The organism is Oscillatoria sp. HE19RPO (genome assembly GCF_024220515.1).
Taxonomy (GTDB): domain Bacteria; phylum Cyanobacteriota; class Cyanobacteriia; order Cyanobacteriales; family Laspinemataceae; genus Laspinema.
This window is the reverse complement of record NZ_JAMXOT010000006.1, coordinates 1-12,972: the sequence shown is the minus strand read 5'-3', so window position 1 is coordinate 12,972 and position 12,972 is coordinate 1. Positions and strand designations below refer to the sequence as shown.

Genomic DNA, 12,972 nt, shown 5'->3' with positions numbered 1-12,972 from the left:
GCGATCGGTCTTGACTTATCACTTTTTAGCTATTGTTAATTTGTTATATAAAAATATGTTGGGGCAGTGTGGCCCTGAATAGAAAATCCAGTTGAAAGGCGATCGGTCCCAATCTTTGATGTGATGAATCTGGCCCCAAGTTCAAAATGGGGGTAAAGGTTTTGCCGTGGCAATCCCTGAAAGGGATTTAGGGCCATTGAGACGTAATGGTGCTGCTGAAGAGTAGCACCTATTGAAGTTTCAATCCCTGAAAGGGATTTAGGGCCATTGAGACAAGCTTTGGGTCCCGAAACCCAGCCACATCGGGAAGTTTCAATCCCTGAAAGGGATTTAGGGCCATTGAGACGAATCGTTCAGGGAAAACATTCTCGCATGGTTCAGTTCAAGTTTCAATCCCTGAAAGGGATTTAGGGCCATTGAGACACATTGAATCCAGCCTTTTCAATCACAGCAAACGTCTGTTTCAATCCCTGAAAGGGATTTAGGGCCATTGAGACGGATTCTGAAATTATCAGATTGTGTTGGGAAAAGGTGTTTCAATCCCTGAAAGGGATTTAGGGCCATTGAGACTATCGACTTGGTTCGTTCCCTGCCAGGGAATGTCCGAGTTTCAATCCCTGAAAGGGATTTAGGGCCATTGAGACACAGGATCTGGGCGATCTATTATATTGGGAACGCAATCGTTTCAATCCCTGAAAGGGATTTAGGGCCATTGAGACCAAAGCCAGCTAGAAAAAGATCGCAAATTTATCGGTTTCAATCCCTGAAAGGGATTTAGGGCCATTGAGACTCCAAGCTGTAATCGGGGAAATTGCCATCACAGGTTTCAATCCCTGAAAGGGATTTAGGGCCATTGAGACTTCCCTGCTACTTTCAGGTTTTCGAGTACAGCGTTTCAATCCCTGAAAGGGATTTAGGGCCATTGAGACTCCACCATCAGCGCTAATTGTCGGGGTGCTTTTCGTTTCAATCCCTGAAAGGGATTTAGGGCCATTGAGACCTGATGGTGGATTTCCGGGGTCACTCGTATCGAGTGGTTTCAATCCCTGAAAGGGATTTAGGGCCATTGAGACCCTGCCAGATCTCACCGAGGCGAAGGCGGATCCCGGTCCCGTTTCAATCCCTGAAAGGGATTTAGGGCCATTGAGACTCGTTTTTCTTCCAGGTATCGTATGGTAAAAAAGAGTTTCAATCCCTGAAAGGGATTTAGGGCCATTGAGACTGACAGCGGTCAATCTATCTTTAGGGATATGACAAGTTTCAATCCCTGAAAGGGATTTAGGGCCATTGAGACGACATCGGATTGGTCGAGTTGCGATCGCCTCTCTCCAGTTTCAATCCCTGAAAGGGATTTAGGGCCATTGAGACGCCTCAACAGATAAATTTCTGTTGAGGCTTTTTGTGGCCTTTAAATCGTTTCAATCCCTGAAAGGGATTTAGGGCCATTGAGACAAAAATCCGCTGCTTCTCTGGCAATTCTTTTAGGTTTCAATCCCTGAAAGGGATTTAGGGCCATTGAGACTGAAAGTCAAGGGGAATCTACCCCTAACCAGTAAATGTTTCAATCCCTGAAAGGGATTTAGGGCCATTGAGACTATCAAAGCGTTTGCTAAATCCTAAAAATAGATTTACGTTTCAATCCCTGAAAGGGATTTAGGGCCATTGAGACTGCTCTTTTAGATGCGATTTCCGAGCTTAATGAAGTTTCAATCCCTGAAAGGGATTTAGGGCCATTGAGACCATTGCCGAAGCCAAGGCGAACCTGGAAATGCTCGGTTTCAATCCCTGAAAGGGATTTAGGGCCATTGAGACTGAGACGCCGTCTGCGAGATTCTCATCAATTTAATTAAGGTTGTTTCAATCCCTGAAAGGGATTTAGGGCCATTGAGACACAGGGACGCTGAATAGCCCGCCCACTTAATTTCGTTTCAATCCCTGAAAGGGATTTAGGGCCATTGAGACGAATGAGCACCAAAAGCAGCAAGCCGCGCTTAAAAGTTTCAATCCCTGAAAGGGATTTAGGGCCATTGAGACCGAACCATCAAATTGAGATTCGCATCGCTACTGGTTTCAATCCCTGAAAGGGATTTAGGGCCATTGAGACCAAATTTCCCAGTGGCAAGCACGGTCGCACACGTTTCAATCCCTGAAAGGGATTTAGGGCCATTGAGACATCTGCTATGCTGTGTGTCGGGACCGATGTGTTTGTTTCAATCCCTGAAAGGGATTTAGGGCCATTGAGACCTTTGCGGGGGGAACTCTGGGAATCTAATCTGTTTCAATCCCTGAAAGGGATTTAGGGCCATTGAGACCATGGGGTTCATCCAGATGAGTCAAAAAGACTCGTTTCAATCCCTGAAAGGGATTTAGGGCCATTGAGACCGGCAGTTGGTTGACTGATGCCCTCTTCTTTTATCTGTTTCAATCCCTGAAAGGGATTTAGGGCCATTGAGACAAATCCAAAAAGTAAAACGATGGAAACCAATGAGTTTCAATCCCTGAAAGGGATTTAGGGCCATTGAGACATGGCGCTACCTCATCCGGGGTGGGGGTTCGATTGTTTCAATCCCTGAAAGGGATTTAGGGCCATTGAGACCATAACTGTTTGCTTCGCACGACAGAATGAACTGGTTTCAATCCCTGAAAGGGATTTAGGGCCATTGAGACTAGTGCCGATCGCGCTAAGTTCACGTTGACTCATGTTTCAATCCCTGAAAGGGATTTAGGGCCATTGAGACGCGAAATCAATTTCAGGGAATAATTCCAGGGCATGTTTCAATCCCTGAAAGGGATTTAGGGCCATTGAGACCTCACGGTTTCGGTGCATTTTGCCCTCCCCTCGTTTCAATCCCTGAAAGGGATTTAGGGCCATTGAGACGGTGGGATATGAACAAGGGGAATTTTTAGTTCATGTTTCAATCCCTGAAAGGGATTTAGGGCCATTGAGACGAAGCCAAAACAGGAAAAACACTTCTCATCAACGTTTCAATCCCTGAAAGGGATTTAGGGCCATTGAGACACGTTCCGCTCAGTGGAGAGATGCCAATCGATACGTTTCAATCCCTGAAAGGGATTTAGGGCCATTGAGACGATCAGGGTGGCGATGGGAATCGGGGATGATATTAAGTTTCAATCCCTGAAAGGGATTTAGGGCCATTGAGACGCGGCAGATACCTTTTTGGCGGGTTCAGATTTGGCGTTTCAATCCCTGAAAGGGATTTAGGGCCATTGAGACGCACAGAGGGCTTCAGCAGTTGGCTGAAGTCGATTTCCAGTTTCAATCCCTGAAAGGGATTTAGGGCCATTGAGACGGGGCATGGGGAGAGCTTGCGGGGAGAGTGCTTGGGTTTCAATCCCTGAAAGGGATTTAGGGCCATTGAGACTTTTTTATGATGCCGATAACAATTTCTCGTTAGCGTTTCAATCCCTGAAAGGGATTTAGGGCCATTGAGACCCAAAATCCCCACTGGTCAGTAATCTCATCTGTCTTACCCGTTTCAATCCCTGAAAGGGATTTAGGGCCATTGAGACTCTTGCTGAACATCGTAGCAGCGTCGTCCGAGAGGTTGTTTCAATCCCTGAAAGGGATTTAGGGCCATTGAGACTAAACTCCTCTTTCCCCTCTACCTCATAACTAAGTGGTTTCAATCCCTGAAAGGGATTTAGGGCCATTGAGACTTGGCGGAAGCAGAAAAAGGTGATGCCGAAAATGCAATGTTTCAATCCCTGAAAGGGATTTAGGGCCATTGAGACTCCGCTCGGTGGCGCGGCGGCATGGCTATGATGTTTCAATCCCTGAAAGGGATTTAGGGCCATTGAGACCCGGCTGCCCCTGCAACTCCCCCGGTCAGCGAAGCAACCAGTTTCAATCCCTGAAAGGGATTTAGGGCCATTGAGACTTGTGCCTTGCTGAGGGCGATCGAGCCAACTGCCGTTTCAATCCCTGAAAGGGATTTAGGGCCATTGAGACTGAGCGCTATGGGAAAGATGGCTTAGTCCGAGAATTTGTTTCAATCCCTGAAAGGGATTTAGGGCCATTGAGACGAATCGGAACGGATGTACTGCCGTCCCGTTCTAAGTTTCAATCCCTGAAAGGGATTTAGGGCCATTGAGACCAAACTCCCCGACCCGCTTTTTGAATTTGAACTGGTTTCAATCCCTGAAAGGGATTTAGGGCCATTGAGACCTGTTGGGGGTTCAGCACCGGCAAAGGAAAACTCGTTTCAATCCCTGAAAGGGATTTAGGGCCATTGAGACCTCCCTGGATCAACGCAAGAATATAAAGAGCTTGCGTTTCAATCCCTGAAAGGGATTTAGGGCCATTGAGACGGGCAAGGATTGATTCTGCCAGATCGTATAACCCGTTTCAATCCCTGAAAGGGATTTAGGGCCATTGAGACCCGGTAATTCAGCGCCGCATGGCAGCCTCATCGGTTTCAATCCCTGAAAGGGATTTAGGGCCATTGAGACGGTTGCTCCAGCGGGTCCGAGAAGAAATCTCAGGTTTCAATCCCTGAAAGGGATTTAGGGCCATTGAGACCGGGGTATCCTTTGCTGGGTCTGGCGATGAAGTGAAAGATTGTTTCAATCCCTGAAAGGGATTTAGGGCCATTGAGACTAGAAAATCGCCCTAAAAATTAAATCCAAGCAGAGTTTCAATCCCTGAAAGGGATTTAGGGCCATTGAGACCACAAGAGATTCTCTTGATGGGAGAAGGCTCTGATGTTTCAATCCCTGAAAGGGATTTAGGGCCATTGAGACTCATCACTCTTCGGAGGAAAAGGAAAAAAATGCGGAGTTTCAATCCCTGAAAGGGATTTAGGGCCATTGAGACTTGTTTTCTGAGTCCGCAGAGCGGATTGTTACAGGTTTCAATCCCTGAAAGGGATTTAGGGCCATTGAGACATCGATATAGGAACTCCTAAGAGTGGCGAATTCAGTTTCAATCCCTGAAAGGGATTTAGGGCCATTGAGACACCGAAGAGAACGAGCAAATGAGTCTGGTCGAAGTCGTTTCAATCCCTGAAAGGGATTTAGGGCCATTGAGACTTGAATACGAGTGCGGGCCTCTCACTATTTTGGGTTTCAATCCCTGAAAGGGATTTAGGGCCATTGAGACATGCCCTGGGGGATGAACTGAAGGATATTTTTTGCTTGTTTCAATCCCTGAAAGGGATTTAGGGCCATTGAGACACTAGGTAGTAATGCTAGTTTTATGGTGTTTCAAGGTTTCAATCCCTGAAAGGGATTTAGGGCCATTGAGACCCGTCCTGTCCCCACCATTCCCTGATATATTCGGTTTCAATCCCTGAAAGGGATTTAGGGCCATTGAGACTTGATGCTGTGCAACCCAGAGGTCATGTTTTGGGGTTTCAATCCCTGAAAGGGATTTAGGGCCATTGAGACACGGATTGCTTGCGCTCTAGGTTAACAATCTCTCGGTTTCAATCCCTGAAAGGGATTTAGGGCCATTGAGACTTCTCCTTCTATGAGTTCAGAGAGTTGAGAGGATGCGTTTCAATCCCTGAAAGGGATTTAGGGCCATTGAGACCCGCGCAAGTTAGAGGAATTTTTGAGGCGCATCACCGAGGGGTTTCAATCCCTGAAAGGGATTTAGGGCCATTGAGACTCCTGAAATGAACTTCTCCCCCGCCTCTCTGAGGAGTGCGTTTCAATCCCTGAAAGGGATTTAGGGCCATTGAGACCCACATTAGCTTCAGCCTCGGCAGTGACTTCATAAATGTTTCAATCCCTGAAAGGGATTTAGGGCCATTGAGACCTTCACTAAAATTTTGCCGTCTTGTTCCTTGGCGTCAATCGGTTTCAATCCCTGAAAGGGATTTAGGGCCATTGAGACCAAACGGTCGTTGTTGTTCCCCGATTCTATTCGGTGTTTCAATCCCTGAAAGGGATTTAGGGCCATTGAGACTTAACGAGCGACCTATTAAGGGGGGTTAGGAATCAGTTTCAATCCCTGAAAGGGATTTAGGGCCATTGAGACTATGATTTTCCACGCGCTTTTAATCTCTTCTTCCGTTTCAATCCCTGAAAGGGATTTAGGGCCATTGAGACTTGTTAGCCCGGGTATGATTGACCCTGACCAAAAAATAGTGTTTCAATCCCTGAAAGGGATTTAGGGCCATTGAGACTGGCCTCAAGCGTTAAATCGGTAAAACCGAAATCATGAGTTTCAATCCCTGAAAGGGATTTAGGGCCATTGAGACGTGTTGTTCTTGCGAGGTTATAGCCGACTTACTGGTTTCAATCCCTGAAAGGGATTTAGGGCCATTGAGACTATTAATTCCAGTCCTGCGTTTGTTGAAGAATTTGTTTCAATCCCTGAAAGGGATTTAGGGCCATTGAGACATTACTCGCAGCGATTACGCATTTTTGAAGTTGCGTGTTTCAATCCCTGAAAGGGATTTAGGGCCATTGAGACTTGCAGGCGCTGCGATCCTGTCGAGCGGCTGCTTTTTTAGTTTCAATCCCTGAAAGGGATTTAGGGCCATTGAGACTTAGCATTGATGTCTCCGTTCTAGGCATTCTAGTTGTTTCAATCCCTGAAAGGGATTTAGGGCCATTGAGACCCCTAGAAGCATTGGAGTCAAAAAGACGATGACCAGGTTTCAATCCCTGAAAGGGATTTAGGGCCATTGAGACGTGTGTATCGGATCACTCATTGATGTAGTATTCAAGCCGTTTCAATCCCTGAAAGGGATTTAGGGCCATTGAGACTCCTTCTCTACTTATTTTCACTCGTCGAATCTGTTGTTTCAATCCCTGAAAGGGATTTAGGGCCATTGAGACTGGTTAGCGGTAAAGTTTTGGACCAAATCGAGATGTTTCAATCCCTGAAAGGGATTTAGGGCCATTGAGACTCGTAGGCCCAAAGCGTTGAGCCTCTCCATGCTGTTGGTTTCAATCCCTGAAAGGGATTTAGGGCCATTGAGACCGCCTTTTTAATTTCCTGAATGCCATTGTCGTATTGTTTCAATCCCTGAAAGGGATTTAGGGCCATTGAGACGATCGCGCCACCGGCTGGAATGGTTCCAGATTTCAGGTTTCAATCCCTGAAAGGGATTTAGGGCCATTGAGACGCCGAACGAAACGGGCGAATTGGTTGTAGATTCCCGTTTCAATCCCTGAAAGGGATTTAGGGCCATTGAGACCTTGAGGCAATCTCCCCACTTAATAGCACTTTGCGTTTCAATCCCTGAAAGGGATTTAGGGCCATTGAGACCGCCGAATCTTTCAGCCCTGCCAACTTTTGAGAAAGTTTCAATCCCTGAAAGGGATTTAGGGCCATTGAGACTCGTGTTGGCAGTTGCAGCAGTTTTGGCGAGTACGTCTGCGTTTCAATCCCTGAAAGGGATTTAGGGCCATTGAGACCAAATGCGCTTGCCAGTGCCTCTCCCACAATAGGAATCGTTTCAATCCCTGAAAGGGATTTAGGGCCATTGAGACCTTCTGGAAGATCTGCCTCTTTAGCAGAAGCCACAAGTTTCAATCCCTGAAAGGGATTTAGGGCCATTGAGACTTATAGAGATGTTCGCGGTCAGGTTTTTGGCGATGGTTTCAATCCCTGAAAGGGATTTAGGGCCATTGAGACGATAGACCAAGTAGGTATCACCTTCGCTAAAACGTTTCAATCCCTGAAAGGGATTTAGGGCCATTGAGACGGCTATATCGACGAAAAAGGAGGGTGGGACTTTGTGGTTTCAATCCCTGAAAGGGATTTAGGGCCATTGAGACAGAGGCTGTTGCCAGGTTTTCCAAGGATAATGTCAGTTTCAATCCCTGAAAGGGATTTAGGGCCATTGAGACGAAGCTCAGGCTCGTTATAAATACGCCAGAGAGATTCAAGTTTCAATCCCTGAAAGGGATTTAGGGCCATTGAGACTCAGAGCTTTTCGCTCCAGGTGCATTCAATTTCTGTTTCAATCCCTGAAAGGGATTTAGGGCCATTGAGACACGAGTTTTCGGTAGGGAAGCTATCAACAATCCCTGTTTCAATCCCTGAAAGGGATTTAGGGCCATTGAGACAGGTGGCGATCGCGCCGTTCCGCTATATCGGTGTTTCAATCCCTGAAAGGGATTTAGGGCCATTGAGACAGGAAGGAAAAGGGGGGAGCGCACAAAAAAAAGTAGTTTCAATCCCTGAAAGGGATTTAGGGCCATTGAGACTGGAGGGCCTACGCAGTGAATGTGCTATAATATAAAGTTTCAATCCCTGAAAGGGATTTAGGGCCATTGAGACTTTTAGAAAGGGAAGAAAGGCAGGCTATAGGTGATAGTTTCAATCCCTGAAAGGGATTTAGGGCCATTGAGACATACAATCGGAGGATTGTGTCTTTCTCCCGATCTAGTTTCAATCCCTGAAAGGGATTTAGGGCCATTGAGACCTGCAATGTGATCAGATGCTTGGGTTTCTTCTGGCTGTTTCAATCCCTGAAAGGGATTTAGGGCCATTGAGACAGAGGCGATCGCGATATTATATCCTCTTTGTTTAAGTTTCAATCCCTGAAAGGGATTTAGGGCCATTGAGACGCAAATTTTGCGGGTGAGGCATTCTCTGGAATTGGCAGTTTCAATCCCTGAAAGGGATTTAGGGCCATTGAGACGGAACAGTCACCAAGGATTCGTCGCATTCTTCTGTTTCAATCCCTGAAAGGGATTTAGGGCCATTGAGACCATCCCGCATTGCCCAACTCGGTTCAAAATGTCAGTTTCAATCCCTGAAAGGGATTTAGGGCCATTGAGACCTGTAAATTTTAGCGATAGCGAGAAGAATAATGAAGTTTCAATCCCTGAAAGGGATTTAGGGCCATTGAGACTTGATTTATTGATTCGTTAATGCAATCAAGCCTAGTTTCAATCCCTGAAAGGGATTTAGGGCCATTGAGACTCTCCAGGGTGGTTCGGGCTGGTTTCTAAATACGTTTCAATCCCTGAAAGGGATTTAGGGCCATTGAGACATGAAAAGCCTGATTAAGTAGGCTAAACGATTTAGTTTCAATCCCTGAAAGGGATTTAGGGCCATTGAGACCGTCGGTGGTTGAAACCCTTGGTATATGAAGTTTTCAAGGTGCATTTGCGCGAACCTAGATTAAAAATACCATTACAGCCGCAGACTTGTAAATAGGTGAAGTTCATTTTCCTCTCAAATCATTGCTCCATATAGGTTTCAGCACTTGCGCGAACCGTCCGACCGGGGAATAGCTTTCAAAGCCTGAGCTATCAAGGATTTCCGGGTTTATTTTGCCATCCTTGCTTTCTACAGCTTAGGGTTCGCGCTCAAAAGAAGCTGGAATCTGTCCGTTGGACTCCGGTAATGGGTTTTATTTTTATTTTACACCCTATGGCTCAGGTTTAACGCTCAAGTTTGGAATCGTTTATATTGTGGGAAATTAAGTGATAAGTATATTTTGGAGTCGTTCCAAAAGAGAGAGAAGCGATCGCCGCCCAATTAACTCATCCCAAGGGAAGTGAGCGGGAACAATCAGGGGAATAATCAAAAAAATAAATAGAATGTGAGAGCTGAACAAAGACGAGTCTTGGCTTTTATATAACTGTTCGGTTATTGTCAGAGAAGGGAGACCGATCGCCCTTCATCCCCCTGGTTAACTCAACGGGCGATCGGCCTTCGTCACGAGTTATAATCTCAATCCGATGCCTAGACCCAGTTTAAACCTAGTTTGGCCCATTTTGCTCAAACCGAACAGGTTTCCAGACCCCTCCCTCCCAGGGTGCCTATTTGTTCATGTCATACTAACCATGCCGTTGCTCATTCATCCGAGTTCAAGACTATGCCTAATCCAACCCATCGGAGTTCCCGGCCCTTATTTCCTCCTGTCTCCTCTCCATTGATAGTTGAGGGAATGCAGTGCACCCAGGAAAGCCGTAGAATTTCTGAGGCTGTGCCATTGCTTCAATCCCTAATTTCCCTTGTCCCCAGACGACTGGTGGGTTGTAGCCTCAAGTGCAGCCTCGGTCTGATTTATCTCGCCCTGCAAACCTTGACTTGGGGCGGGATGCCTATGGCATCGGCAAAGCCCTTATTAGCCCAGTTTGATGACTCCCCCCTGGATTCGGAACCCTTGAACTCCCAATCCCTGGATTTGAGTCCGGAAATCATCGAAGGCAGTCCCGTCCTCCAACGGTGGTTAGAAGAAGTGCCAAATGTCTTGGAAGAGATTCACAATGACCCTAGTTTTCGGACCCGAGTACGGGTGGGATATGCCCAAGTTACCTCCGATGATGATGGGAGTGGGGTGAATGTCGGGGTCGAGGACATCTTTATTGGTGACACCGGATTAACCGTCAGTGGAGATTATTTTGCTGGAAGTGGGGGATTTTCCGGTGGCGGTGCTCAGTTGCGTTATTATGTGCTGCCCTTGGGGGGATATTTCAATCTAGCACCCGTGGTGGGATATCGTCACATTGAGGGAGAATCTTACTCCACCAGTGGGGTAGAGTTGGGGGGACGCGCTATGTTGGTGCTCTCGCGCACAGGGGGGGCAGATTTGTCTGTAGGATATAGCGTCGTGGGAATAGGTGGTGATCAAACCGTGGGGTTAGGAACTTTGGCCGTTGGGTATGCCATTACGCCTCAATTTCGCCTCTCCACGGATATCCGGCGTCACGATGCCGATGGGGATAACGATACTCGCTTTGGGATTGCCCTGGAATGGATGCCCCCACTTTAACCTCGCAGTCGCCTTGCGGGGCGATTTTCCCCAAAAACCAAAAATCGCCCCGCAAGGCGACTGCGAAACGCTTTGATTTTACAAAGGCGGCACCCGGATTTGAACCGGGGATAAAGGTTTTGCAGAAGAACCTTTGAGGGGAAAATAGCAAAAATCACCAAGGTAGCTAATCTATGGCTTAAAAGTTGGGAATTTCCAAGCCTCTACCAAGCGACAACTTGTAAATTGTCAACTTCTTGAAAGTGAGCATCACGAGTCACCAAAATTAGGTCATGCTGTAATGCTAGGGCGGCAATCCAGATATCATTCTCAGGTAATGGACGACCTTTGCGCCTTAATTCGTTTTTGACCTGACCCTATTGCTGGGCTGAATGAGCATCACAGACGAGGATAGCACTACTAGCAACTAACTCATCAATTTTGGATAAATTGGCTTGAGTTCGACCCGATTTTCTTGCTCCATAATACAATTCCCCTAGGGTGATACTGGGAATGAAAACTGTAGAGGCTTGACCCAAATTTGTTTTGACCAAGGCTTCTTCGGCAAAAAGGGCAATGATGATATTCGTATCCAATAAGTATCTACCACTCATTGATATCTACCCCTTCGCAGTCTTGCTCAATCGCTTCTCTCATCAAGAGCAAATCATCAGGAGGGATGCAACCGGCAAAACGCAGTAAGTCTTCCCCTGCAGTCCCTTTAATTTCAGCGTTTCCCAGCATTCGCGCAAATTCAAGCACCCGTTCTTGTAAAGACTGTGGCATGGTTTGGAGTTGTTTAATGACTTCATCAATTGTCTTGTTCATAAAAAAAGGCGAGTAAATGATTGCTCTGATTCTATCAGGGGATGATCCGGAATGCGGTATTCAAAGGTCTAGCTATTTTCTAGCTATTTTCTAGCTGATTTGACCAATTGTATGCACAACTCGGCTTGAAATGATGCGCTGAAAAGAGTTCCAAAAAACGGATTATGTAGCTAAAATATCAGAAAACGACAAATCCCGGGTTTTTGAAAACCTGGGACATTTGCTGTAATGCTTACTGCGTAAGGATTATAAATTAAGGCGGCACCCGGATTTGAACCGGGGATGGAGATTTTGCAGACCTCTGCCTTACCACTTGGCTATGCCGCCGCTTTTGTGTCATGAACTTCTATTGTAGCAGAGTTTGGCGAGGATGCAAGAGCAGTGACGAAAATTTTTCCTTCAAGCCGATCGCCCAGTTCCTTAAGGCATTCTGTTCATCGGGATTGCCTCTGGACCTGTATGATTAATGGAGTTGCCCGTTTGTTTGCCTAGCAATGCTCCCAGCCTCTCCTTTGCGATTAGCTCAAATCACGGATCTTCATTTATTTGCCCGCCCCGATCGCAAATTGCTTGGGGTCCCCACCCTTTCATCCTTTCAGGCGGTTTTAAGAGGATTGCTTTCCCTGAATTATGCCCGAGATCTCCTCCTACTCACCGGAGACCTCTCTCAAGATGAAACCCCAGAATCTTATCAAGTTCTCCAGGATTTAATCCGTCCCTTGCAAATTCCCACCTACTGGGTTCCCGGCAATCATGACAATCTCTCCGTGATGGAGTCGGTTTTAACCGAATCTCCCTTTTGTGCGGACAAATCCTTTGAAATGGGCAATTGGCGCTTTATCCTGCTCAACTCTCAGGTACCAGGGGCCGATGGGGGACGACTCTCTAGGACGAGTTTGGAGTGGTTGGACTGGGAATTATATAAAGCTGGCAACCAGCCGACCTTTATTGCCCTGCATCATCCCCCGTTTCCTGTGAACTCGGAATGGTTGGACCAAATTAATCTGGAAAATGCTGAGGCATTTTTTGGAATTTTAGACCGTTATCGTCGTTATCGTAATGTGAAATTGGTGGCCTGCGGTCATGTTCACCAAAATTTACTGTTTTATCGGGAAAATGTCGCTTATTTTGCGACGCCTTCGACTTGTGTCCAGTTTCTGCCGAAAAGTATTGAATTTGCTCTGGATGATGCGTCCCCAGGGTTTCGCTTGTTTAATCTCTATCCCGATGGTACTTGGGAAACGAAGGTGGAACGAGTTGCGATCGCCTCGCAACCGGATTTTACCGCCCTGGGATATTAACAAAAACCCGCACCCTCAAATGTTTGTAGTAACGACTTCAGTCGTTACCGCGTGATGAAAGCCTCAGCTTTCGTCACGCCCCACCTCGTTGGAAGCTCCAGTCCCTAAACCGGCGATGAAGCTGCTGATGGTGCGTGTCATGGCTGATGCCATGACAC

General features: G+C 46.7%; 3 protein-coding genes, 1 tRNA gene, 1 pseudogene and 1 CRISPR repeat array. Of the genes and pseudogenes, 2 read left to right on the top strand and 3 right to left on the bottom strand.

Annotated features, from left to right (window positions below; translation table 11 throughout):
• Positions 1-166: 166 nt before the first annotated feature.
• Positions 167-9,046: direct repeats of the CRISPR family, unit length 37 nt; unit sequence GTTTCAATCCCTGAAAGGGATTTAGGGCCATTGAGAC.
• Between the two features lie 877 nt (positions 9,047-9,923).
• Entirely contained in the window at positions 9,924-10,706 is a 783-nt protein-coding gene (locus tag NG833_RS00505; RefSeq protein ID WP_254563373.1) for a hypothetical protein, read from the top strand.
• 203 nt (positions 10,707-10,909) lie between these two features.
• Here the strand turns inward: NG833_RS00505 and NG833_RS00500 are convergent.
• From NG833_RS00500 to NG833_RS00490, 3 genes and pseudogenes are all read right to left on the bottom strand, one after another.
• Positions 10,910-11,299: pseudogene (locus NG833_RS00500) on the bottom strand (type II toxin-antitoxin system VapC family toxin).
• Entirely contained in the window at positions 11,289-11,513 is a 225-nt protein-coding gene (locus NG833_RS00495) for a hypothetical protein (RefSeq protein ID WP_254563372.1), read from the bottom strand. The pseudogene NG833_RS00500 and the gene NG833_RS00495 overlap by 11 nt, the downstream one beginning before the upstream one ends.
• 256 nt (positions 11,514-11,769) lie before the next feature.
• A tRNA-Cys gene (locus NG833_RS00490) sits at positions 11,770-11,840 on the bottom strand.
• Positions 11,841-12,007: 167 nt separating this feature from the next.
• On the opposite strand from NG833_RS00490, the gene cpdA reads away from it, so the two are divergent.
• The gene (cpdA, locus tag NG833_RS00485) at positions 12,008-12,814 is read left to right on the top strand and encodes a 3',5'-cyclic-AMP phosphodiesterase (RefSeq protein WP_254563371.1); all 807 of its coding nucleotides are present in this window, start codon (positions 12,008-12,010) and stop codon (positions 12,812-12,814) included.
• Positions 12,815-12,972 lie beyond the last annotated feature (158 nt).

Bases quoted from the DNA above. Each gene is read 5' to 3' on its own strand.
- NG833_RS00495 (WP_254563372.1), bottom strand. From the start codon at position 11,513: ATGAACAAGACAATTGATGAAGTCATTAAACAACTCCAAACCATGCCA.
- cpdA (WP_254563371.1), top strand. From the start codon at position 12,008: ATGCTCCCAGCCTCTCCTTTGCGATTAGCTCAAATCACGGATCTTCAT.